Origin of the sequence: Streptomyces sp. yr375 (assembly GCF_900110755.1) — a bacterium.
Lineage (GTDB): Bacteria > Actinomycetota > Actinomycetes > Streptomycetales > Streptomycetaceae > Streptomyces.
Map to the genome: position 1 here is coordinate 337509 of NZ_FOFF01000001.1, position 24634 is coordinate 362142.

Below are 24634 nucleotides of genomic sequence, written 5' to 3' on the forward strand. Positions count from 1 at the left end.
GAATTTTTTCGGGTAGTAGATTTTGGCTCGCCGGTCGCCGGCGAGCCGACTACCCAGGGAGTCCGCATGATCCGCACGTCCTTCAACGACGCCTGGCAGGTCCGGCCCAAGGTCAACCCCTTCGCCGAACTGTCCGGTCGAGTGGTCCCCTTCCGGCCGGTGACGCTGCCGCACGACGCGATGATCGAGCAGCGGCGCACCGCCCCGGACGGCGCGACCACGATGGAGGGCGGCGCGGGCGGGTACTTCCCCGGCGGCGTCTTCGAGTACCGCAAGACCTTCGCCGTCCCCGAGGAGCACCGGGGCCGGCGGATCTTCGTCGAGTTCGAGGGCGTCTACCGCGACGCGACCGTGTACATCAACGGCGACTACGCGGGCCAACGGCCTTACGGCTACTCGCAGTTCCGTATCGACGCCGACCGCTTCCTGCGCTTCGGCGCGGACAACGAGATCCGCGTCGAGGCCCGCGCCCACCGTGACTCCCGCTGGTACACGGGCGCGGGCATCTACCGCGACACCTGGCTGCTCGTCGGCGAGACGGTGCGGATCGTGCCCGAGGGCGTGCGGGTCGCCACCCCCGACGTCGACGGCTCGCGCGCCGTCGTCGAGGTCGCCACGGAGGTCGTCAACGACTCGATCGAGGTCCGCACGCTCCCCGTCGTCACCGAGCTGCGGGACGCGTCCGGGGCGGTCGTCGCGCGTGACGTGTCGAGGGTGACGGTGCTGCCCGGCGAGCCGGCCACGGTCCGCCAGCACCTCTACGTCCCCGCCCCGGCCCTGTGGAGCCCCGACACACCGCACCTCTACGGCTGCCGGGTCGCCCTGGGCGAGGTGGACGAGGAGCAGGTCACGTTCGGCATCCGGACCCTGCGGCTCGACCCCGAGCACGGCCTGCGCGTCAACGGCGAGAGCGTGAAACTGCGCGGCGCCTGCGTTCACCACGACAACGGGATCCTCGGCGCGGCGACCTGGGCGCGGGCCGAGGAACGCCGCGTCGAACTCCTCAGGGACGCCGGATTCAACGCGATCCGCATGTCCCACCAGCCGGTGAGCAAGGCGATGCTGGACGCCTGCGACCGCCTCGGCATGCTCGTCGTCGACGAGGCCTTCGACGTGTGGACGTCCGCCAAGTCCGAGTTCGACTACAGCCTGAACTTCCCCGAGTGGTGGGAGCGCGACATCGAGGCGATGGTCGCCAAGGACGTCAACCACCCCAGCGTCATCATGTACTCGATCGGCAACGAGATCCCCGAGACCGGCTCGCCCTTCGGCGCGGCGTGGGGACGCAGACTCGCCGAGAAGGTCCGCTCCCTGGACCCCACGCGCTACGTCACCAACGCCGTCAACAACATGCTGGCGGTGATGTCCGAACTGGGCGCCCTCCACCAGTCGACGCAGAACGCGCGGGAGGAGGCGGCGGCGGAGGACGGCGCCGGCATCAACACCCTCATGGCCGACGCGGGCGACGCGATGAACGCCGTCAGCGCCTCGGAGCTGGTCACCGAGCGTACGGCGGAGTCCTACGCCGTCCTCGACGTGGCCGGCATGAACTACTCCGAGGCCCGCTACGCCCTGGACCGCGAGCTGTTCCGGCACCGGATCATCCTCGGCACCGAGACCTTCCCCACCCGCATCGACGGCAACTGGCGGCTGGTGCGCCAACACGGCCATGTCATCGGCGACTTCACCTGGACCGGCTGGGACTACCTCGGCGAGGCCGGCATCGGCCGCCCCCAGTACGTCACCCCCGACACGCCCGTCCCGTCCCACACCGCTCCCTACCCCTACCTGGTCGCCGGCTGCGGCGACCTCGACATCACCGGCCGTCGCCGCCCCGCCTCCTACTACCGGGAGATCGTCTTCGGCCTGCGCGCCGAGCCGTACCTCGCCGTCCGCCGCCCCGAACACCACGGCAAGACCGTCGCGCCGTCGCCGTGGGCGTGGAGCGACACCGTCGCCGACTGGAACTGGCCGGGCTTCGAGGGCGCACCGATCACCGTCGAGGTCTACGGCGACGCCGACGAGGTCGAACTCCTCGTCAACGGAACCTCCTTCGGGCGGCGTCCCGTCGGCGCGGACCACCGCTTCCGCACCGCGTACGAGATCACCTACGTGCCCGGCGAACTGGTCGCCGTCGCCTACCGCGACGGCGTCGAGACCGGCCGCACCGGACTGCGGTCGACCGACGGCCCCGTCCTGCTGACCGCCGAGGCCGACCGCGAGATGATCGGGGCGACGGGCGGCGACCTGGCGTACGTCACCCTGGCCCTCACCGACGCCCACGGCACCGGCCACACCGCCGCCGACCGCCGCGTAGCCGTCGAGGTCTGCGGCCCCGGCGTCCTGCTGGGCCTCGGCAGCGCGGACCCGTGGACCGAAGAGCCGTTCGGCAGCTCGGAACGCCTCACATACGAGGGACGCGCGCTGGCCGTCCTGCGCCCCACCGGGCCCGGAAAGATCCGCCTCACCGCGACGGCCGAGGGCTGCGACCCGGCCGACGTCGTCGTCACCGCCGAATGAAGGGATCCGACATGGCCACCGATGCGTGGAGCTCCGACGGGATCGGCAAGCTGGTCTCCCGGCTCACGTTGGAACAGAAGGTCGCCCAACTCGCCGGTCTGCACGCCACCGACGTGTTCACCCGGTCGGACTCCGGTCCCGCCGTCGAGCCGCGGCGCGTGGCGGAGCTGCGTCCGCACGGTGTGGGCCACCTGTCCCTGGCCTGGTTCCTGGGCCACGACGCCGACAGCCTGCGCGGACTGCTCGGGCAGATCCAGACGGCCGTCCGCGAGGTCTCGCCGTTCGGGATCGGCGCGCTGATCCACAACGAGGGCGTCAACGGCTTTCTGCACGCCTCCGGTTCACAGTTCCCCACCGCGTGGGCGCAGGCGGCGACCTGGGACCCGGAGCTGGTCCGGCGGGCCGCGACGGTGACGTCCGCGCACCTGCGCGACGCCGGGATCCAGCTCGTGTTCGCCCCGGTGCTGGACATCAGCCGCGACCCGCGCTGGGGCCGCGTCCACGAGACGTACGGCGAGGACCCGGAGCTGGCCGCGCGGATGGCCGTCGCGTTCGTGCGCGGCGCGCAGACGGAGCCCGGCGTCCTCGCGACCGGCAAGCACTTCCTGGGCTACGGCGCTTCGGAGGGCGGCCTCAACCAGGCGGTGACCCCGCTCGGCCGCCGCGCGCTGGTCGACGAGTACGCCGAGCCGTTCCGCCGCGCGATCGCGGAGGCGGGCCTGCGGCTGGTGATGAACTCGTACAACGAGATCGACGGCGTGCCCGCCGCCGCGAACCGCTGGCTGCTCACCGAACTCCTCCGTGACACCCTGGAGTTCGACGGCCTCGTGGTCAGCGACTACGACTCGGTCAACATGCTGCGCGTCCACCACCGCACCGCCCGCACCGAGGGCGAGGCGGCCGTGCAGGCGCTCACCGCCGGCCTTGACGTCGAACTCCCCGGCAACACCAACTACGCGTTCCTGGCCGCCGAGGTCACCGCCGGGCGCTTGGACGAGAAGGTCGTCGACGTGGCCGTGGCCCGCGTCCTCGCCGTCAAGGCCCGCGTCGGACTCGTCCCCGGCTTCGCCCCGACGCCCCCGACGGCGTCCGCGGCGCGCCCGGACCGGGAGGAGGCCGCCGAGGTCCGTCGGGCGATCGCGGCCCGCAGCACGGTCCTGCTCCAGAACGACGGCGTCCTGCCGCTGACCCCGGGTGCGCGGCGCATCGTCGTCGTGGGACCGGCCGCCGACGAACTGCGCGTCCACTTCGGCGCGTACACCTCCGTCTCCCAAGCCGAGATGCCGCTCGGCATGGCGGCGGTCATGGAGGGCCGGGTGCCCGGCGTCGACCCGGCGTCCTTCGTGTTCACCGACATCTTCCAGACCCGGATGCCGGGCATGGACCCCACCTTCGAGGACGCGACCCGCGCCCTGCACCCCGAGGCGCGCACGGTCCTGGACGCCGTACGGGAACTGGACCCGAAGGCCGAGTTCGTCCCCCTGGGCCGGTTCGAGAAGACCGACTCGGGTGACGGCTCGCTCGACGCCGCCACGGTCCAGGCCGCCGTCGCGGACGCCGACCTCGTCCTCGCGGTGCTCGGCGAACGCACCGGCTGGGTCGGCAACAACACGGCGGGCGAGGGCCAGTCGACGGCCTCGCCCGCCCTCCCCGGCGACCAGGAAGAGCTTCTCGACCACCTGGCCGCCACCGGCACACCGCTGGTGACCGTCGTCGTCTCCGGCCGCCCGCTGCTGCTGGAGAAGGCGGCCTCGGCCTCCCGCGCCGTCCTGCTCGCGCCGCTGCTCGGGGAGGAGGCGGCCACCGCGATCGCGCACACTTTGTTCGGCCTGATCAACCCCAGCGGCAAGCTGCCCAGCACCTTCCCGCGCCACCTGGGGCAGCTCCCGCTCTACCACGGCCACCACCACGGCAGCGGCTACGCCCACCCCACCGGCACCCGCCACGGCTACGGCGACCTCGACACCCAGGGCCCCCGCTACGCCTTCGGCCACGGGCTGTCGTACACCACCTTCGAGGTCACGCTCGACGAGCGGGCGGGCCGCCCGGCGGTCGACCTGGCCGACGGGGTGATCCGGACCCGGCTCACGGTCGCGAACACCGGGGACGTGGCCGGCGAGACGGTCGTGCAGGTGTACGCGCGCGACGAGTTCGCGTCGGTGGTCCGTCCGGTGCGCCAGCTCATCGCGTTCGCCCGCGTCGGCCTCGCGGCGGGGGAGACCCGGACCCTCGTCCTGGAAGCCCCGGTGGAGCGGCTCCACCACACCCTGGCCGACGGCCGTCGCGGCATCGAGCCCGGCGACGTCACCGTCCTGGCCGGACTCGCCGCCGACGCGCTCCCCTGCACGGCGACGGTGACCATCCCGGGCCCGGCGACAGGTGGTCGAGCGATGGCCGAATCCCGCAACAGCCCAGGCCGTACGGCGTCTTGTGCGCGTACGGCGTGAAGTACGGTCTGACGGGTGACGAACCAGCGAAAGCCGCGCGGGCCCTACCGCAAGAGCGCCGAGCGACGGGAACAGATCCTCCAGGCCGCCTACGAGGCCATCGACGAGCACGGCGAACGCGCGTCCTTGCAGGACATCGCCGACCGGGTCGGGGTGACGCAGCCGGCGCTGACGTACTACTTCCCCACCCGCGACGACCTGCTGCTCGCGGTGCTGGAGCGGCGGGACGTGGTGGGCAAGGCGACGGCAGGGGGCGCCGCCCGGAGCGAGAACATGGTCGAGAGCATGGCGGCCAGCGCCCGGCACACCACCAGTCACCCCGGGCTGGCCAAGCTGTACGTCACGCTCTCGGCGGCGGCCACCGACCCGGAGAGCCCCGCGCACAGCTACTTCCGCGACCGCTACCGCACCCTCGCCGCCGACGTCACGCAAAACTTCGAGGAACAGCAGCGCACCGGCGGCATCCGCGCCGACGAACCGGCCGAGCACCTGGCCAGGACCCTGCTCGCGGTGCTGGACGGCCTCCAGATCCAATGGATGCACGACCCCACGGTGGACATCGCCGCGATCGCCGAGACGTTCACACGGATGCTGGTGCCCACGACGGATGCCACGACGGATGCCACGACGGATCCCGGGCCGGAGACGAAGCCTGTCGACTAGGCGTCGGCGGGCGGCGGTACCGGCGTCCAAGGGGTCGGTACCGGGTCCGGGTCCGGGGTGTAGGTGAAGCGGGTGACCAGGGCGTCCGTGCCCAGGGCCTCGACGCCGATCACCCGGCCGGTGAAGCCGCCGGCGACCTCGGTCGAGAGGTACCGCCCGTCGATCGTGGCGAGCGTACGGAAGTCGCCGTCGACGAGGTGGCCGAGGTGGAGGTCGTCGGGCCCCTTGGCGAAGCTGTACTGGTCGGTGTTCGCGACGGACCGCAGGGTGAGCGGGTGGTCCGCCGACACGCCCTCGGCGGTGGCCAGCACCTGGTCGAACGGCCCGACGACCGCGCGCGCCGACACGGTGGTGCCCCGGCGCTGCACGGCCGCCCAGTGGGCGTCGTCGATCCGCACGACCAGGGCCGCGTCGCCCTGCGGCACGGTGGCGGTCGCGGTCCAGGACGAGTCCCGGGCCCGGACCGCGAGCAGCTTCTCGGCGTTCCGCGCCCCCGGGTCGCGGCCGGCCGACAGCCGCAGTCCCTCGCCCGGGACGGGCACGGCGAAGGAACGGGGATCGGTGCCCGGCGCGATCCAACGCGGGTGGAGCCGTCCGGCGGCCGACGTGTCCGAGGCTGCCGAGGCGGCGAAGTCTTCGGTGAAGGTGGTCGGCGCCTGCGGGACGTCGTACCGGTCCTCGACGATCACCGGCCAGCCGTCGGCCCAGTCCACGCCGGTGAGGAAGGTCTCGCGGCCGTTGACGTGTGCCTCGGGGAACGAACCGCGCGGCCGCACCCCCAGGTGCACCATCGCCCAGGAGCCGTCGGGCAGTTCGACGAAGTCGCCGTGGCCGGTGTTCTGCACCGGGTGCGTGGTGCTGCGGTGGGACAGGATCGGGTTGGCCGGGTGCGGCTCCCACGGGCCGGCGGGGGAGTCGGAGCGGGCGACGCAGATGCCGTGACCGGGGCCGGTGCCGCCCTCGGCGACCAGGAGGTACCAGTACGCGCCGCGCCGGTACAGGTGCGGGCCCTCCGGGTGGGCCATGCCGGTGCCCTTCCAGATGACGCGCGGCTCGGAGAGCAGTTCGCCGGTCGTCGGGTCGACGGTGGCCTGACTGATGCCTCCCGGGTACGCCCAGGTCAGGTAGCAGGTGCCGGTCTCGTCCCAGGCGAGGTCGGGGTCGATGCCGATCGCCCCCGCCGTGTACACGGGCTCGCTCCACTCGCCCGCCGGGTCGCTCGCCCGCACGATGAGGTGGCCCCGCATCACGTCCTCCCGGTTGGTCGTCGCCATCCAGAACTCGCCGGCGTGATGGCGGACGGTGGGCGCGTAGATGCCGGCGCTGGCTCCCTCCCGGCCCAGCCCCACGGTGAACTGACCGGGCCGGTCGAGGACGTTGCCGATCTGCTCCCAGCGCACGAGGTCGCGGCTGTGGAAGACGGGGACCCCGGGGAAGTACTCGAAACTGGAGTTCACCAGGTAGTAGTCCGCGCCGACACGGCAGACGGACGGGTCCGGATGGAAGCCGGGGATGACCGGATTGACGTTGGTGGTCATGGGCGGCCCTTCGGTGCGCGGTGGTGCGGTCACCCTAGCCGTGAAATTCTTTGAAGAATAGATTTTAGGTGGGGGGCAGGTCGGATCCGTAGACGAGGACGATCTGGGGGCCGGGGATCGCCACGAACCGGGCCCGGTGGCGGACCCTCGGCCCGCCGGGCTCGGTGAGCGCGAGCGGCCACTGGAGGACGAGGTCGCCCTCGCCGAGGACGTCACGGTCGCCGTCCATGCTCAGCAGCTTGCCCTCCCACAGCCGACCGTCGGTCAACTCGACCGCCAGCCACAGGGAATGCCCCGGCGGGGTCAGCTCGACGGCCCTGCGCAGCGGCGGGTGCGGGGTGTGTCGGACCGCCGTGCCCCCGTACCGCGCGACCACCACCCCCGCCGACACCGCGCCCACCAGGCTGATCGTGAACGCCAGGACGCCCGACCAGACGGCCTGCCAGGGGTGGACGGTCAGATAGGGGGAGCCCTTCAGCAGCCCTTCGAGCGGCAGCAGCGCCGTCCAGCCCGGTGCCGCCAGCAGCACCACCAGTGCCCCGACGGCGCTGCCCACCGCGCCCACGCAGACCAGGTCGACGAGTTCGAGGAGCGAGGTGCGCCTGCGCCGGGGCCGACGCACCTCGACGATACGGACGTAGACGTACCCGGGTGCGGCGGAGACGAGCAGCGCGACGAGCGCGACGGCACTGGTCGGCATCGTCAGCCGTTCCCGCTCCCGTTCCCGCTTGCGGAGCCGTCCGGCTGGGGCTGTGGCTGTGGTTGCGGCGGGAGTTGGGCGGCGGCCGGGGTGCCGAACGGGTCCGGGAGCGCGGCGGCCCCCGGGTCCGGCTCGGCCGGCATGTCGACCCCTCGCGGGCCGTCGCTCTCGCCCAACTCGCCCTGGTTCACGAGGTTCCGCAGGTCGACGTGCGTGTCGACGAAGTGGTCGAGGAGCTCCTCGAACTCGTCGTCGTCGAGATCGGCGGCGCGGTCGTAGAACTCGGCGAGGGCGGCTCGGGTCCCGTCGGAGACCTTCTGCCACCCGGGGCCGTGGAGGACGGCTCGGACCCGCCCGTCGGTGCCGGTGCGCGGCGGGCCGGGAAAGGCGGGACGTCCGGAATCGGAACGGCTGGAACGCACGACTGCGACACCTCCGGATACGGCTGGCTCAAGGAGCCCGCCCATCCTGCCAGTCTCAGTCCTGTCAAGGTGTCCCTTTTCTCGCACAAATCTGTTCATCGGTACGTAATGTGGGGGGCGAGAACACGCCTCGCCTCGGTCGTCCAGACGTCCGGGCCTGGGGCCCGGGCAAGGGAGCACGGCACGGTGGTCGGGCAGAACAGGCCTTGTGAGTACCGGGACTTCACCGTTCGCCTGGTCAGGGCGACGCCCCCGACGGGCCACGGCTCCGGGGAGGTCTGGTTCGACGTGCACGCGGTGGAGGCCGGTGTCCAGGAGACGGGCAAGTCTCTTCACCTGGGCCATGTACGGCAGTTCGCCGCGGAGTTCGACCGGCGCTGCACCACCGAGTCCCCCGTGGCGCGTGGCATGGGGCGCGCCCTGCTTCCCGGGCCGGTCGTCGACGCCCGCTTCCGGATCGCCCTGGAGGAAGCCCGTCAGCGGCGGGCCGGAGTCCGGCTGTGCATCGAGACCACCGACCCCGAACTGGCCGCCATCCCCTGGGAGATCAGCGCCGTACAGGTGAACACCACGGGCGGTGGGCCGGAATGGCAGTTCCTGTACCGCCACGAGACGGTCTCCGTGGCCCGCAGGCGGGCCCCCTCCTTCCACCCGGCGGAAGCGGAAGCGTCCGAGGCCAAGGGGCCGGTGGTCGTGGCCACCGCGCTGGACGTCGTCGACCGCCACGGGCGCTTCGGACTCGTGACGGGGGAACCCGGTGGCGCGGGGCACGTCTCCGCGGTCAGCGCCCTCCAGGCGGCCGGCCGGCTCCGGGGTACCCAGTTCGAGCCGGTGGCGCACCAAGACCCCGTCAGCCGCGCCGAGTTGTGCGCCACGCTCGCCACGCCCGCCTGGGCGTTCGTGTTCGGCGGCCACGGCACCGCCGACGGCATCCTGGTCACCGGCCCCGGCGGCCGGGAGGACCTGCGGCTGATGACCGCGCTCGACCTCGCCGACACACTGCGCGGCGCGAACGTACAGGTCGCCGTCCTCGCCGCCTGCCACACAGCCACGGCTACGGCCACCGCTGCCACGGCCGCGGAAGGGGGTGCCGTCGTCGCGGACACGGCCAGTGGCTGGAGCAGCGTGGCCGGGACGCTCGTCGACGGTGGGGTGCCGTGGGTGATCGGGATGCGCGGTCTGGTGGACGACAAGGTGGCGGCCGATCTGACCCGCGAGTTCCTGGCCGGGCTACAGGACGGCGACTCCGTGGAGAACGCGCTCGCCCGGGCCCGCGCCGCGGTGCCGAAGTCCGGCTGGCTCCCCGTGCTGCACACCTCCGCGTCCGTGCCGGACGCCCGGTTCCGGCCCCCGGCGCCGCCCGTGGCCCGCGAGGAACTCGCGGCGTTCCCCGTCGTGTCGCCGAAGCGGGTCGCGGCGGGCGGGCTCGTATACGACAGGGGTCCGTGCCGGCTCGACGTCCTGTGGGGCCTCGACCGGGGCCCGATCCGCGGCGTGCTGGCCGACCGGCCCGGCACCCGGCTCGCCGACGAACTCCACCTCGTCGAGTACGGCCCGCTGTCCCGCGTCACCAGGCCGCCCGGCCGCCCGGCCGCCGTGGGCCAACGGACGGCCGCCGGTACCGCGTTGTTACCCCGGCGGCAGTGGTACGAGGTGCCGCACAGGGACGGCGGAGAGTTACCGGGCTCCTCGGACGCCCTCAACCTCCTGGTCTCCCGCCCGTACGGTTGGAGCGCGCACCTGAAGGCGTACTCCGACGGTTCCTCGATGGGCTTCGCGGTGTGCTGGGACGCGCCCCCCGGCTGCGCTCCGGGCGCCGTCCGCCCCGCCGTGGACCTCATGCGGGCGATCGCCTCGCTGCTCCCCGGCGCGGCCATCGTCCTGCACGTCAGAGGGGACGACGAGGAAGCCCTGCTGGCCGCCGCCGAAGAGGCGGCCGGGTCGCTGCCCGCGCGGGACGACGGCTCGGTCATCGCACCGGCGGTACTGACCCGGGTGCGATGGGGGGACACCGCCTGGCGGCCCGTCATCGCACCCGGTCCACCGGGGGGCGGCCCGACGGCCGACGCCGCCGGACCCCCGACGATCCGCGACCGGGTCGACCGCTACAAGCGCAAGCGGGCTCAACCCGCCGTGGCCGACCCGTGGTTGAACACCGCGAGGCGGGCCGTCGAGGAGTTGGCGGCGGACGAGGAGACCTCCCCGCTGCTGAGGGAACCGGAGTTCCTGGCCGCCGAGTTGTTCCGGGTGGGCACCCAACCCGAGATAGCAGCCCTGCTCAGAGTTCTCGCGCTGGAGCGGGACGACGACGAGGAGCGCTACGCCTCCCTGGCCGCCGCGGCCACCCGGGACGACCACCTGGACGTCTGGCTGGCCGCCGCCGAAGGACTTCCCCCGTCGAGCGACGAACTCGCCGGACCCGCCGAACTCGCCGAGCCCGCCGGGGGTGTCAGGCCGGTCGACCCGCTGTGGCTGCCGCCCGCCCTGTTCCCCGAGCCGGTCCGGACCCGCGTCGTGCTCGGGCTCCTGCGCCGCGGCGACGATCCCGCCCGGGCCGTCCCGCGCCCGGTCTGGGACGGTCAGGTCCCCCGGGAGCTGCGCCGGGTGCTGGAGTATCTGCGCTCCGCGCCCAAGGGCCGTGACACGGCCGACGGCAGAGCGGCCGACCGGGAGTTCCTGCTCGGCCTCGACAACCACACCTACGAAGCGGCGGACATGGCGCTCCGGGCCGGCGTCGGACGGTATCTGACGATCCGTGAACTTGCCCCCGCCGGCGAGAAGTTCCCCCGTGGCCGGCTGTCCTTCGCCGGCTGGGCGGCGCTCGCGTCCCGGCCGCTGGAGCGGTCGTCCGTGGAGCTGCTGGGGGACGAACCCGCGGAGTGGATGCGGCGCGCCGTCGGCCTCCACGAGAAGCCCGCCGAACCCGACGGCGACAACCTCCGCTTCGCCGAGGGCCTGCGCCGCGCACTCTTCACCCCGCACCCGCCCCTCGCCCCGCCCCTCGGCCCTCCCGTCTGACCGCACACCTGCTCACCTGCTCATCGCGCCCCACCCTCACACCCCTCATCGACACACGAGGAGAGCCCGTGCTCGCCGCCTGGTACCTCTGTTCCTGTCTCGGTCTCACCATCCGGCAGAGCGCCGACTACCTCGACATCCTCGAGATCCTGCGCTCGAAGAAGAGCGACGAACATCAACTGGCCGCCGCCGTCGAGAAACTGACGGAGTGTGAGCCCTCGCTGCGGCTGCACGGACTCGCGCACGTCCTCGCGGCGGCCAGGCGACCCGAGCACGGTGAGGGCGGCGGGTTCGGCGTGGCCGCACTCGCCATGGCCACCCGGCTCTGCGACGGCCTCGTCGAGTGGGCCGCGCCCGCCGACCCCGTGAGGCGCCAGACGTTGAGCGAGCTGCTGAAGGACGCCCTCGACGGCGCTCCCCACCCCGGGTACGTCGAGCGGGTCGCCGTACTGCTGGGCGACTGCGGCCAGCGGGCCTCGGCCGTGCCCGCCGAGGCGATCCCGTACCAGGACCTCGGCGACACCGTGCGGCAGACGCTCGCGCTCACGCTCCTGGTGGCGGCCGTGGCGCAGGACCCGGGTGACGCGGCCAAGCTGTGCGTGGGGGACGACCGCCCCGAGGTCGTCACCGACGCGCTGGCGAACCGGCTGGGACGGCTGCCGCTGCTCGTCGCCGTCGACGCCGTCCTGTCCGCCTCCCCCGAGGAGGCCGACGACACCGTACGCACGGCCGTCTGGCACGCGGGACAGGGCTCGGCCGACCTCGAACCCGATCTGCTGACGGCCGCCGCCCGCTCCTGGTTCCGCGCCGGGGCCCGCGACTCGCAGGACGGGGACGACGCGTCCGCCGACGGCCCGCCGGACCTGGACGACCTCGCCCGGCGCTTCGAGACCGAGTTGGGCACCGGCCTGCTGCTGCGCGGCTGGGCCGGGGAGCGGCGCGGCGGCGGGACACGCGGACGAGAGGTGCTGGCCCGGCTCGGCTGCGGGAGCGCCGGCATCGCGGACGCGCGGCTGCGCACCACCCTGTGGCAACTGGTCCTGTGGGAACTGTTCGCCGAGGAAGCGCCCGGGCAGGCGCTGGTGTCGGCCGCGCGCTGGTGGGGCGCGCCCGCCCGGTACGAGAAGCGGACCCTGTCCGGCGGCGCGCTGGCCGTCCTGCCGTCCGCCGAGCCGACCGACTCCGAGCGGCAGACGGCCGTCGACTGGATCGGCACCATGGCGCGCAAGCCCTACCGGCCCGGCGGCGCGCCCTCGGTCACCGGGCGCGACGATCCGGCCGGCCTCCCGCCGCACGTGGTGTGCTCGCCCTGGATGTGGCGGGGCGACAACCGCTTCTCCCTGAAGAGCAAGAAGGAGGCCCCGCCCACCTGGTACCGGAACTGGGACCACCTCGACCTGCTGCGCGTCACCGCGCTGGCCCCGGTCGCGGTACGGCTGCTGCGCGAGGCGCACGATCCGGTCCCGGCCGCGGACCCCGACGGGCGGCGGCCGACCGACCCGGCCGTGGCGTTCCTGTTCCACGTCAAGGACGTCTTCACCGACTCCAGTTGCCGGTTCTTCCTCGACGCCCTGCGTACCCAGTCCCGTCCGGACGACCTGACGGTGGACGTCCGCCTGGCCGCGCTGATCATGCACGGCCATCTCACCGTGGGCCGCGCCGGGCGAGGCCTGTACCCGGAGATTCCGGTGGCGGTGCTCGCGGACTTCCTGATCGACGGCCCCGGCGCGGTGAGCGCGGCCCAGGACAAGGGCCAGTGGTACCAGTTGTTCTCGCGCCCCGCCTTCAACGGCGCCCGGGACTGGATCAGGGACTCCGCGGCCGGCGCCCGGCTCACCGGCACCGACGAGGCCCACGGGCCGCACTGGTTCGACGGCCGCGTGCCGCACGCCCGCCGGGTGCTGACGACGGCCGTCGACCGGCTCCTGCCCCTCGACCGGGTGGAGCACGCGGCCGCCGCGGAGAAGGCGCTCAAGGAGGGCAGGGGCGCCGTCCGGCAGACGTACGCGTCCACCAAGCCGTTTTTGAGGTCGCTCGGCGAGGACTTCACGACGGACCTCGTCCCGGCGGCCCTCGCCGAGATCGACCGGGACTGGTTGACGGAGGACCGGCTGACGCAGCTCGACGGGCGCCACCGGGGGAGGCGGGGCGAGGCCAGGCGGAAGGGCACGGCGGTGCCGCCCGGACTCGGTCTGGACGATCTGCTCGTCGCCGACCGCTACGACGCCCGGACCTGGCAGCACCACCAGGGAAGCGTCGAGCTGCTCGTCCCCGACCCGCTCGACCCCGAGGAGTGGCAGACCTACAAGGAGCCGTTCGAGCGGTTCCTCAACGAGATCGGCGCCGTCCCGCTGACCCTCCAGACGCTCAGGGTGGCCGCCCTGCTGAAGGCGGAGCAGCCGGACGCCATCGACCACGGCGAGCAGTGGCTCACCTCCTGGCTGCGGCTGATGGACAGCGTCACCCACCGCAACCAACTGGGCCGTTTCATCCGCCGGGCGGCCCTGGAGATGTTCCGGACCCCGGACCGGGGCGTCGCCGCTCAGGACCGGGTCCGGCGCGTCCTGGAACGGGTCGTCGGCAGCGTCGTGGCCTTCAGCGCCGAAGCACCGCGCTACTACCAACTCCTGCTGTCGGAGGAGGCGTTGAGGCCCGGCCCTGGCCCGGATGCGGACGCCGTGCGGCCGTTGCCGCCGGAAGGCATGAACCGGCTGCGGGAACAGGCCCTGGACGCGATCCGCCGCCGGCACTGGCACGCGCAGCGCGCCCCGGAGCCGACGACCGGGCCGTGGGAGGTGATCGACGGGCGGCGGGCCCGCGCGCAGATCGACGCGCAGGTCCGCGCGTTCGTCGCCGCGGCGGCCCCCACGCCCCTGACGTCCGACCCAGGCAAGACCCTGGGGGACACCTTCGTACGGTCGTGGGAGCGGTACGCGCTGACCCTGCCGGGCCGCCCCGGGGACGAGGGAGCGGACCCCCGGCTGATCGTCGCCCAGGGCCTGCGGCACCGGACCGGGGAGGCGTGGTCCGGTCTCGGACACTGGAAACTCGCGCCGGAGGAGACCGGCGGCGACGGCTCCCGGACCGCCACCGATCTCGGCCCCCTCGCCCCCGGCGAACGGCGGGCGCTGCTCGACGAGTGGCGGGGCAGCCCGTGGCCCCGGACCGTCCTGGGCGTGGTCTGCGCGCGCGGCACCGCACCCGCCGGGGCAGGGAACGCCGGGGTACGGATCAACTGGGGCGCCGGGTCGCCGCTGTCCGCCGCCGACGGCGGGCGGCTCGCCGTCGGCGACCCCTGCGTCGTGCAGGTGGAGTGGGACCGGGCGGGTCAGGGCTGGCGGCAGGCGGCCGGGGACACGGCGCGCCGGGCGGGCCGCGCCGACCCGCTCGACGGCGAGGTGCGCCGCGCCCGCGTCCGCAACGACGGCGGCACGGTGCGCGTCGCCGTGGACGGCGTACCGGGCGACGCGGTCGACGGCGGAGCCGCCGCCGTGCTCTGGGAACCGGACCTCTCGCAGGTGGTCGTCCGGCCCGCCGACAGCGCCGCACCGGAGGCCCTCGCCACCCTCGCCCGGTGGGACGCGGCGACGGGCCGGTGGCTGCCCGTCGACCGCTCGCTGACCGAACTCGTCTCCGACGACCTGCCGTACGCGCTGCCGGACGGCCGGCGCGCGACGGTCCTGGTGTACGCGGGCCCCGGGGAGGGCGACGGCCCCGAGGAGTTCGAGGCGCGGCGCTTCTGCACCGTCGCCGGCCGCAGCTATCTGCTCCGGCCCCAGGACTGGGCGGACGCGGACACGCTCACGGCCGTCCTCACGCCCGCGCCGCGCGGCCCGAGCGCCCCCGAACAGGACGAACTCCAGACGAAGGAGGCCGCGCCCGCCGCCGGGATGCTCGTCTACGTGGCGCTCGGCGAGGGCGCCGATCCACGGCTGGACCTGGTCCCCGACCCGCCCACTGGCGCCGACAAGCGCTGGCCCGCCCTCGCCTCGGGCGACTGCCGCGACACCCGCAACGTCGACTGGCTGGCCCTCTTCGACGATCCCGGGACCCGCCCGTGGCGAGCCACCCTAGACGAGGACGGGGACGGGGTCCCGGTCTGGCGGGTGACCGTCGAGGACATCGTCGGCTACCCGACGGGCGCCGGCTTTCCTCCCCAAGTGGCCGTCGACGGCGTGGAGTCCGGCACGGGACCGGAACGGCTGTTCCAGCCGCGGCCCTGGGACGAGCAGGCCGCCCGCGCCGCCCGGGTGAGCGGCGACCTGCTGCGCGTCCAACGCCTGGACGACGCCGAACAGCCCCCGGACGGGGCCCGCTTCGACGAGTTCTGGCAGGTCGGCCCCGGCGACACGGTCCCGGTCCGGTCACTGGGCCGCCCCGACCGCCAGGTGCGTACCGTCGCGGCCACGGCGGGCGCGGGCTTCCCGGTCCTCCTGGAGCGCTCCGGACTTGTCTACGAGGAGCAGCTCGTCGTCGGCCTCGCGGCGCGCGTCACGCGGGTCGCTCCCGGGCCCGCGCGGCCCGGGCCGGGCGCGACGCCCCTCGCGGACGGTGACCTGTGCGCCCGCCTCGGGACGACCGCACCCCCCGACACCGCCGTCGAGGGCGTCGTCGTCAAGCTGATACCGCTGCGCGACGACACCGTCGACTCCTACGACGTGTGGCTGCGCGCCCCGGGCGAGGAGCCGCGGCTGTGCGCCCTGCCCGCCGCCTCCTTCCGGGCACCGGTCACCGACGTCGGCACCACGTTCCTCGGCGCGCGCACGCCGGACGGCTGGCGGTTCACCCCGCGCCAGGTGCGGGGCACTCCGCTGCACCGGGTGCCGAAGGCCGATACGGCACCCGGTGCGCCGTGGGAGTGCCAAGGGCTCGTCGGCCGTCCCGGCCGGCAGGAATCCGCCCTGTACGCCCGGCGGGACACCGGCGAGCTCGTCATGGCCCCGCCCCCGGCCGAACGCCCCCGCCCCCGCATCACCGTACGAGCCGCCCTCGGCACGTGCCCCGTACGGGACCGCGACCTGTCGCTGGTGCTCGCGCGGATCGGCACCGCCCACGCCGTGGGCACCCTGCCCGCCGCCCTGGCCGGCCGGACCGTCGCGGCCGGCAAGGTCCCGATCACCGGGACGCACTTCGAGATCACCTCGGACGACCCCCACCCGGATCCCCACCAGGACCACGACCCTGACGGACCGGCCGACGGGCACCTGATCGGTCTCCACCGGTGCTTCGACATGGGCCCCGGTCCCCGCACCGCTCCGAAGGCCGCCCAGCCCCGGCCGCGCACCCGCAAGGACCTCTGGCGCCAGGCCTGCGACGCCGGGGAACCCATGACGGAGACGGGCTCCCTCTCGGGCAGGACGCTGGTCGTGGGCGACTACCGCATCCCGGTCCGCCGCGACGACGCGCCCTTCGTGCGGGCCGTCCGCTACTCCCGGACCGACGTCAGGGCCCGGATCGTCGTCGAGGACGGCGAACTCGTCGCCTCGACCGGCGACGTACCGCCGCTCGACGCCGCGGAGTTCGCCCGCCACCTCGCCACGACGCTGTCCGCGAAGCCGGACCGGGTGTGCGAACTGCCGCGCAGGCTGCACTACGTGGGAACGTTCCGCGAGGGCGGCCAGACCCTGTGGCGCTTCGAGTGGGGGCGGGGCTACACGGTCGCGCTGCGCCGCGACGAACTCACCCGCGACGGGAAACCCTGCGGCGAGCCGTTCCCGCTGTTCCACGGCGACCAGGTGGCACGCCTGAAGTACCGCGAGGAGGCCGGCTCCGGCCGGGTCACCATCGACTTCCGGTCGGGGGACATCCAGGTCCAGGCCGGTACCCGGGTCGCGTACGAGGCGCAGGAGGTCGGCTTCGTGCACCAGGTCACCGTCTTCGCCGACCCGGCCACCGGCGACGTACGCATCAGACGGGTCCGGCTGACGCCCCGTTTCGTCCCCCGGGCGGACGAGCGGTACCAGGACGTGAGCATCGCCGCCCACCTTCCCAAGGCCGACCGGGAGAAGGTGCTGCGGCTGCTGGGGGACAGCGCCCAGGCGACGGAACTGTGCGTGCTGGCCCGCTTCGACCACAAGCGGTACTTCGAGGAAAACGGCAAGGTGCGGACCTTCCACTACGTGGAACCGAGGTTCATCGGCGCGCACGACGCGACAGGACCCGCCAGGAACCGCCTCTTCATGGTCGCCGACGGCATCGCCCGAGACGCCGACGGCACGTATCTCACCCTGAAACTCCCGGAGTCGGTGCGCCAGCCCGAAGGCACCGAACTGACGGTGCGCGTGTCACCCGGCGACTTCTCCGTACGGCCCAACCTGCTGCCCCGGATCCACCACGAGGTCGGCGGCGACGGCCAGGACGCAGAGTCCGACCCGGCCCTGTGGTACCGGGGAGTCGTCTTCCTCGTCGAGGTACAGCCGGGCGAGACGCCCGGCAGTTGGCGGGGCGTCCTCACCTCCGCGCCGGCCAGGGACGCGCGGACCCTCGTCAGCGCCGTACGGCAGGCCGGCGGCTCGCTCCTCGCGGTGGTCGCCGACGAACGGGGGCGGACGGTCGAGATCCTGCCCGGCGTCTTCTTCGAACTGCCCTACCGATCCCGGGAGTTCGCCGCCCAGCAGGGGAAGGGGGCGCTGGTCCGGCTGTCCCCCCGGGGCGGGCCGGCGCTGTTCGTCGGCCTGGCACAGCGGCCGGACCACGACTACCTGAACCCGGACGGGTGGGGCCGTGCCGCGCTCGTCGAGGAAGCCGCGAGCCGCGCCGACGGCCGTGCCGCGTTCCGGGTCAGAGGGCTGCCCGCGCTGTCCGTCGGGGTGGTCGACGCGCTGGCCAGCCGCCTGCGCAGGACGCGGCTTCCCCAGACCGCCGTCCTGCGGCGCAGCGGCGGCAAGGTCACGGCCGTGTCCCCGGGCTCCCGCGCCCCGGTGCGGGCCGCGCGCGTCGACACCGGCAACCGGGACAGCGCGGAGGCCGTGCTGAGGCCCCTGCCGCTCGGCGGCATCCGGGCACCGGAGGAGGGACCCGTCCCCTGGTCCCGGCTCAGCTTCGCCGACGGCACCGCGGAGGACATCCGCGCCCAGTGGGGCCGACGCCGGCCGGACGAGGCGGGCGACACCGGCACCGCCGCCGACCGCCGGCGGGTGCCCGTCTTCTTCGACGACGACGGGACCGGCAACTGGACGCTGCGCTACCGGTCCGAGCGGCTGCTGCGGAACTTCGCCCTGCCCGCGACCGCGCTGACCGAGATCCCGCGACCGCCCGGCCCCACCTGGTACACCGTGGCCGGACCGGCCCGGGACGGCAAGGGCACCGCCTACGGGCTGTGGCTCGAACTGAGCCCCGGCCGTGTCATCGAGGTGCACGGCCGACTGGTCACCGGGCCGTCCGGGCACCCGCTGGCCGATCTCGCCTGGGACCGCTTCGGCCCCGGCGACCAGGTACGTCTGGAGGTGGTCCGGGGCGCGCTCGCCGCACCGCGCGACCTGCGGCTGTCGGACTGGCGTCCGGGCCCCCGTGCCGCCTGGTCGGCCGGCCTGCGCGACCGGGTCTGGCTGCCCGTGCGACCCGTACCCGGCAGGAACGGCGTCGAACTGGGCGTCAAACACTTCCGCTGCCGCTACCCCGTGCCCGACCCCACGTCCTGCCTCGCGCCCGGCGGCACCCTGCACCCCGCCCTGCCGGGAGCCACCGCGGTCGTCCTGGACAGCGCCGCCAACACCCTCTCGCCCGCCCCCGAAACGGGCCCGGCGCCCGGCGACTGCGCCCTGCTCGGCCTCGACCCGCAGGGCGTCCCGACCCTCCTGGGCCTGCCGCACCGCCGCGTCGAGCTCAGCGCGCCCGAGGACGGCTGGCCCGGCGGGGACTGGCTGCGCGAACTGATCGCCGGGCAGCCCGCACCGCTGCTTGAACAACTCGGCTGCCTCCCGGTGACCGTCGAGCAGTGGGGCGAGGAGTCCGTCACCGTGTCCCGCCGGCACCAGCCGACCGGGACACTCCCCGAGCAGGCGACGATGCTGTGCACCGCGCTCGCCGAGACCGGCGGCGACCTCGTGGCACGCTGCGGAGGAGCACTGCATCTGCTGCCCCTGAGCGAGGTCGTGCCCGGGCTGCCACGGGAACTGGCCGCCGACGCCGCCCGCTTCCTCAGCGGCCGGTCACCGCACGAGGCGCAGCAGGACCGGCCCGGCCGACGCCTGTGGTGCCGTACGACGTCCCCCGACGACCGCGACCGGGCCCCCGGCGCCCCTCCCGCCCTGCACGTCCGCCTGCCGCTCGCCCCGCTCTCCCCGCACGCCGACGAACTGCACGCCACACCGCGCGGGGTGCTGGTCGCGTCGGACCGGCCCGACGGGCCGCCGCACGGTCTGCTGCTGGAGGCGGAACGCGACCGGCGCTGGCACTGGATGCCCGCCGAACGCGCGTCCTGGCTGCCCGACCCGACGGCCGGGGAACTGCGCGCCGCACTCGTCGACGGCGCAGCGCCCCTGCGGGTCCGCCGGCTGGCCGACGACACGGTGTCGGTGCTGCACGTGCGCGACGTGGAACGCGCCCGGCTCGCCCTGCGGCCCGGCACCCGGCTGCGGGTCGCCCCCGCAGGCGACCGCGAGCGGACGGCGGGCGACCCGCAGCCGACGGTGGCGCGCGCCCTGCCCACCGGAGTCCTCGTGCAGTTGCGGCCCGCCCGCGACAACGGCGCAGAGCCGGGGCAGCCGCTGTGGTGCGAGGTGGAGCGGCTGGACACCGCGCACGGCCGGGGCCACGTCCGCGTCGTGCCGGTCGGCAGCCGCCGCCACCGGGTGGACCTCCCCGAGCGCCTCGCCGAGGAGTACGCCACCGTCGCCGCCGACCGGCAGACGGCGCTGCGCGAGACCTGCGCCGCCGTGGAGGTCGTCGCCGAGGCGTACCGGCTGCCGCGCGAGCCGGACGCCCCGCTCCCGCCCGCCGCGCGACAGGCACTGCGGCGCTGGCTCACCGAACACGGCCCGGCCGCCTACCACCTCACCGCCGCTCCGCAGGCCCCCGACCCCGAGGCCGCCGGCCTGGACCTGGAGCTGACGGACGTCCTGGCCGTGACCCTCCTGCTGGACCGGCACGGCCGCAGCAGCCCGCCGCACGCCAGAGGCGCGGTCCTGCTCGCCCACCACCTGGGGCTGCGGGCGACCCGCTCGCTCCACGTGGAGCCGCTGGTCCGCTCCTGGGCCTCGCGCGAACGCCTCCGCACCGACCCGCGCCTGGCGCGCCTGCGGTTCCCGGCCGAACTGGACGACACCCAATTGCACGCCGTCCGCTCCTACGGGAACGGGCTGCTGAGCCAGACCGACGGCAGCGGCGGCGCCCACTCCGACGCGCCCCTGGCCCGCGCCGCACTCGCCGCCGTGGGCGACCTGCCGCCGGGCGAGGACCTGGCGGCGGGCGCCGACTGGCTCGCCCCGCTGGCCGCGTTGGGCCGCGCCCTGCACCCGCCGCACGGCGAGGCCACCGCCCAGACCGCACTGGACGCCGGCCAGCGCGACCAGTTGCACAGCTCGCTGCGCAACGCCCTGACCGTCCCGATGCCCCTGCTGGCTCACACCGGCACCGTCCCGGCCCCGCAACAAGACCTCGCCCGGCTGATCCTCGAGGAGGACATCACCTGACCGTCCCGGCCCCCAACCGACTGAACCGTCAGCGCCGTTCACCCGTACCTCTTGCCGACCGCCCGGCCACACGCGTGGTCGGCAAGAGCGCCGGAAACGGAGTTGTACGTGCCTCAGCAGTCCACGGCCCGCCGCGTGCGCGGCGCCGCACTGGCCGGCAGCCTGGCCCTGCTCCCCCTCGCCACCGCGTGCAGCGGCGGCGGCGAGGACGACCGGGCCAGGCGGAGCACACCGGCGCCCACCACGGTGACCGCCGCTCCCGCGGCCGGGGTGGTGGCGCCGGCGAAGGTCGAGGTCATCGCCGGCCTGACCGGCTGCACGGCCACGATCCGCATCGACGCGGACGAGTTGCGCCAGGGCGTCTGCCGGACGGCGGCGGCCGAGTACTTCATCACCACCTTCCCCGAGGAGCGGTACAAGGACACGTGGCTCGAATCCGCCGGCATCTACGGCGGCACGTACCTCGTCGGCTCCCGCTGGGTCGTCAGCGCACAGCCGAAACTGCTGGAACAACTCCGCCCCAAACTCGGCGGCACCATCCAGAAACTCGGCTGAGACCACTAGCGCCGGACACGCCCACGGACACGGCTACGGCAGGCCGGCGGGCGGATCCGCCGGTTCCGGGTGCAGCAGCGCGCTCACCGGCCCGAGCGCCGTCGCCCGGTCGCGCCCGTACGGGTCCACCGCCCCCTCCACCAGATCAGCCAGCGCCGCCGCCGCGCCCCCCCGCGCGCACCCACGCCGTGGCGAGCGCGCCGACGGCGACGACCGCGGCGGGCCACCACCACAGCGCCACCAGGAACTACATCAGCCCCCCGAGACCCCCACCGCTGGGCCGCCCACGTCCGCACCGGCATCTGAGCCGAGGCCCGGGGCAGGTGGACGACCCGCGACGGTGACGCCTCTCAGATCTGGTTGGTGCCGCCGTCGACGTACAGGCTCGAACCGGTGATGAAGCTGCTCTGCTCGGAGGCGAGGAAGATCACGGCCGCGGCGATCTCCTCCGGGCGCCCGAGCCGGCCCAGCGGCACCCGACTTGCCAGTTGCTGCTTGAACTCCTCCGGGTCGGGGGTGAGCGCCGTCAGCGCGGGTGTGTCCGTCGGGCCGGCCCCCACGGCTGCCTGGGTGTCCAGGGCGCCCTGAGCGTCAGCGACTCCGGGCGGGAGGTCCGTGACCTGCTCGTCGCCTGGCGCAACGACGGTTGCTGCCGCATCCGGGACAGGTTCCAGCGGGCCGTCGACGAAGGCGACCTGCCTCCGCAGGCCGATCCACAGCTACTGGCCCGCTACCTCACCACCTTCGCCTACGGCATCGCCGTACAAGCCGCGAGCGGTGTCTCCCGCGACGAACTCCAGGAGCTGGCCGACGCCGCCCTGCGCGACGGGCCACTTTCCTGAGTCCCGCCCGGTGTTCCGGGTGGACGGCGCGGACGTACTACGTCACGGGCGCGGCCAGGGGATGCCGCCGATGGCCTCGATGCCGTTGTTGAAGCGCCGCAGATAGGTGGCGAAGGCGGTCCTGTCGTCGTCCGACCAGTCCCGCATCACCTGGTCCAGGACGTCGACGATGCCCTCGCGTTCGGCGTCCAGCGACCGGGCGCCCTCGTCGGTGATCCGGAACTTGCGGGCCATCCCGCCCGCCGGGTCCGGGATGCGCTCGACGAGGCCCGCGCGCATCGCCGCCGCGGTCTGCCGGTTGAGGGTGGAGGCGTCCAGACCGAAGGCGTCGCTGAGCTCCCCGATCGACATGGGCCCCTGGACCCGGATCCGGCTCAGCAGGATGTAGGCGCTGCGCTCCATGAGGCTGTTCTTGCGGCGCCCGCCCCGCTGGTTCATGAACGTGTGGCGGCTGAGCAGCATCTGCTCGTACTCGACCTCGTGCGTCGGCGTCTCCATGCGGCCATCGTGGCACAACCCCGTGCACGTCCCACATCATGTGCTTGATACATGGGATATGTATGATGCACATCATTCCCATGCCGATCCCCAGAGACGACCGAGGAGTCCGCCCATGGACGCCCCCGCCCCAGCCCCCGCCCTCGCTCCCCAGCCCACGGCCCGTCCGGGCGCGGTGATCGCCACGCTGGCCTTCGCCGGCACCACCGCGGCGATCATGCAGACCCTGGTCACGCCCCTCATCGCCGAACTGCCGCGGATCCTGGACACCTCGTCCTCGAACGCGGCCTGGGTGATCACGGTGACCCTGCTGGTGGCGGCCGTGTGCGTGCCGGTCGTCGGCCGCCTCGGCGACCTGCTGGGCAAACGCCGGATGCTGCTCGCCTGCTCCGTGCCGCTGATCGTCGGCTCGGTGGTGTGCGCGTTCGCCTCCGACGTCGTGACGATGATCGTGGGGCGCGGTCTTCAGGGCATGGGGATGGGCATGGTGCCGCTCGGCATCGCGCTGCTGCGGGACGTCGTACCGGCCGAGAAGCTCAGCGGCTCCATCGCGCTGGTCAGCGCCTCGATGGGGATCGGCGGCGCCGTCGGCCTGCCGCTGGCCGCCGCGGTCGCCCAGTACGCCGACTGGCGTGTCCTGTTCTGGGGCTCGGCCGCGCTCGCAGCGGTCGTCGCCGTCCTGATCTTCAAGCTCGTCCCGGACGCGCCCGCCCCCGCGAAGGGCCAGCGCTTCGACCTGCCCGGCGCGATCGGCCTCGGCGTCGGTCTGGTCGCGCTGCTGCTCGCCGTCTCCAAGGGCGCCGACTGGGGCTGGGGTTCGGCCACCACGCTCGGCCTGGCCGTCGTCGCCGTCGCCGCGCTGATCGGCTGGGGCGTGTGGGAGACGCGCACCACCGACCCGCTGATCGACCTGCGCACCACGGCCCGCCCCCGGGTGCTCCTCACCAACCTCGCCTCGGTCTTCATCGGCTTCGGCATGTACGCGAGCATGCTGGTGATGCCGCAACTGCTCCAGTTCCCGCAGGCCACCGGCTACGGGCTCGGTCAGTCGATGCTCGCCGCCGGACTGTGGATGGCGCCCGGCGGCCTGACGATGATGCTCGTCTCCCCGCTCGGCGGAAAACTCACCAACGCCCGCGGCCCGAAGTTCACGCTGGCCACCGGCGCGCTGGTGCTGGCCGCCGGCTACTTCGCCGCCCTCGCCCTGATCGGCTCCGCCTGGGGCGTCATGCTGGTCACGATCATCACCAGCAGCGGCGTCGGACTCGCCTACGGCGCCATGCCCGCCCTGATCATGAGCTCGGTGCCGCTGACCGAGACCGCCGCCGCCAACGCCTTCAACACCCTCATGCGCTCACTCGGCACCTCGATCGGCGCCGCCGTCATCGGCGTGATCCTCGCCCGGATGACCACCACCATGGGCGGCCACACCTTCGCCTCCGAGAACGGCTTCCGCACCGCCCTCCTCGTCGGCGGCGCCCTCGCCCTCGTCTCCGCGACCATCGCCACCGCCATCCCCACCCCCCGCACCCCGACACCGGGTACGGACACGACCGGCCCGGCCGTCGAGCCCGAGGAAGCCGCGGTCTGACGCCCGGTCGTCCGGCGGTACGAGAGTTCCGGCCCGGTACGAGAGTTTCCGGCCCGGCACGAGGCTCCGGGCCGGTACGCACGACAGCCGACCCGGGTCCGCGATCAGCGTGACCCGGACTCGGAGGGGCCCGGACTCGGAGGGGCCCGGACTCGGAGGGGCCCGGACTCGGAGGGGCCCGGACTCGGAGGGGCCCGGACTCGGAGGG

General features: G+C 74.1%; 13 protein-coding genes. 8 read left to right on the plus strand and 5 right to left on the minus strand.

The genetic code is table 11. The features are described from left to right. Window positions 1-66 precede the first annotated feature (66 nt). Genes BMZ82_RS01305 through BMZ82_RS01315 form a run of 3 tightly spaced genes read left to right on the plus strand, consistent with a single transcriptional unit; the run spans window position 67 to window position 5630 of the window. Window positions 67-2520 (plus strand): glycoside hydrolase family 2 TIM barrel-domain containing protein, encoded by a 2454-nt coding sequence (locus tag BMZ82_RS01305; protein WP_093770685.1) that lies wholly within the window; start codon window positions 67-69, stop codon window positions 2518-2520. 11 nt (window positions 2521-2531) lie between these two features. Further along, the gene (locus BMZ82_RS01310) at window positions 2532-4967 is read left to right on the plus strand and encodes a glycoside hydrolase family 3 N-terminal domain-containing protein (RefSeq protein ID WP_093770687.1); all 2436 of its coding nucleotides are present in this window, start codon (window positions 2532-2534) and stop codon (window positions 4965-4967) included. A gap of 15 nt (window positions 4968-4982) precedes the next feature. Beyond that, window positions 4983-5630, plus strand: a complete 648-nt coding sequence (locus BMZ82_RS01315; RefSeq protein WP_093770689.1) for a TetR/AcrR family transcriptional regulator — start codon at window positions 4983-4985, stop codon at window positions 5628-5630. On the opposite strand, the gene BMZ82_RS01320 is transcribed toward BMZ82_RS01315, so the two are convergent. From BMZ82_RS01320 to BMZ82_RS01330, 3 genes are all read right to left on the minus strand, one after another. Then, window positions 5627-7168: a glycoside hydrolase family 43 protein gene (locus tag BMZ82_RS01320; protein WP_093770691.1), complete on the minus strand. Its 1542-nt coding sequence runs from the start codon at window positions 7166-7168 to the stop codon at window positions 5627-5629. The two genes, BMZ82_RS01315 and BMZ82_RS01320, sit on opposite strands and share 4 nt — an antisense overlap. A gap of 64 nt (window positions 7169-7232) precedes the next feature. Further along, on the minus strand, window positions 7233-7868 hold the full coding sequence (locus tag BMZ82_RS01325) for a DUF6338 family protein (RefSeq protein WP_093770693.1): 636 nt from the start codon (window positions 7866-7868) through the stop codon (window positions 7233-7235). Window positions 7869-7870: 2 nt separating this feature from the next. Beyond that, entirely contained in the window at window positions 7871-8290 is a 420-nt protein-coding gene (locus BMZ82_RS01330) for a hypothetical protein (RefSeq protein WP_093770695.1), read from the minus strand. 186 nt (window positions 8291-8476) lie between these two features. On the opposite strand from BMZ82_RS01330, the gene BMZ82_RS01335 reads away from it, so the two are divergent. The 3 genes from BMZ82_RS01335 (at window position 8477) to BMZ82_RS01345 (ending at window position 21495) form a co-directional block, all read left to right on the plus strand. Further along, complete coding sequence (locus BMZ82_RS01335) at window positions 8477-11308, plus strand: CHAT domain-containing protein (RefSeq protein WP_177244327.1); 2832 nt, start codon at window positions 8477-8479, stop codon at window positions 11306-11308. A 68-nt stretch (window positions 11309-11376) separates the two neighbouring features. Beyond that, window positions 11377-20940, plus strand: a complete 9564-nt coding sequence (locus tag BMZ82_RS01340; RefSeq protein WP_093770699.1) for a hypothetical protein — start codon at window positions 11377-11379, stop codon at window positions 20938-20940. A 108-nt stretch (window positions 20941-21048) separates the two neighbouring features. Continuing rightward, window positions 21049-21495 (plus strand): hypothetical protein, encoded by a 447-nt coding sequence (locus tag BMZ82_RS01345; RefSeq protein ID WP_256251703.1) that lies wholly within the window; start codon window positions 21049-21051, stop codon window positions 21493-21495. Window positions 21496-21845: 350 nt separating this feature from the next. Here the strand turns inward: BMZ82_RS01345 and BMZ82_RS01350 are convergent, their stop codons facing one another. After that, window positions 21846-22055, minus strand: coding sequence for an SDR family oxidoreductase (locus BMZ82_RS01350; protein WP_371270852.1), 210 nt, complete (start codon window positions 22053-22055; stop codon window positions 21846-21848). On the opposite strand from BMZ82_RS01350, the gene BMZ82_RS01355 reads away from it, so the two are divergent. Then, window positions 21984-22337: a TetR family transcriptional regulator C-terminal domain-containing protein gene (locus BMZ82_RS01355; RefSeq protein WP_371270854.1), complete on the plus strand. Its 354-nt coding sequence runs from the start codon at window positions 21984-21986 to the stop codon at window positions 22335-22337. The two genes, BMZ82_RS01350 and BMZ82_RS01355, sit on opposite strands and share 72 nt — an antisense overlap. 42 nt (window positions 22338-22379) lie before the next feature. Here the strand turns inward: BMZ82_RS01355 and BMZ82_RS01360 are convergent, their stop codons facing one another. After that, complete coding sequence (locus BMZ82_RS01360) at window positions 22380-22835, minus strand: MarR family winged helix-turn-helix transcriptional regulator (protein WP_093770701.1); 456 nt, start codon at window positions 22833-22835, stop codon at window positions 22380-22382. A gap of 115 nt (window positions 22836-22950) precedes the next feature. Between BMZ82_RS01360 and BMZ82_RS01365 the strand changes: the two genes are divergently transcribed. Beyond that, window positions 22951-24426, plus strand: coding sequence for an MFS transporter (locus BMZ82_RS01365; RefSeq protein WP_093770703.1), 1476 nt, complete (start codon window positions 22951-22953; stop codon window positions 24424-24426). The last annotated feature ends 208 nt before the right edge of the window (window positions 24427-24634 follow it).

Excerpts from the sequence above, each read along its gene's own strand:
- BMZ82_RS01305 (WP_093770685.1), top strand. The coding sequence starts at position 67 with ATGATCCGCACGTCCTTCAACGACGCCTGGCAGGTCCGGCCCAAGGTC.
- BMZ82_RS01310 (WP_093770687.1), top strand. The coding sequence starts at position 2,532 with ATGGCCACCGATGCGTGGAGCTCCGACGGGATCGGCAAGCTGGTCTCC.
- BMZ82_RS01320 (WP_093770691.1), bottom strand. The coding sequence starts at position 7,168 with ATGACCACCAACGTCAATCCGGTCATCCCCGGCTTCCATCCGGACCCG.
- BMZ82_RS01325 (WP_093770693.1), bottom strand. The coding sequence starts at position 7,868 with ATGCCGACCAGTGCCGTCGCGCTCGTCGCGCTGCTCGTCTCCGCCGCA.
- BMZ82_RS01360 (WP_093770701.1), bottom strand. The coding sequence starts at position 22,835 with ATGGAGACGCCGACGCACGAGGTCGAGTACGAGCAGATGCTGCTCAGC.
- BMZ82_RS01365 (WP_093770703.1), top strand. The coding sequence starts at position 22,951 with ATGGACGCCCCCGCCCCAGCCCCCGCCCTCGCTCCCCAGCCCACGGCC.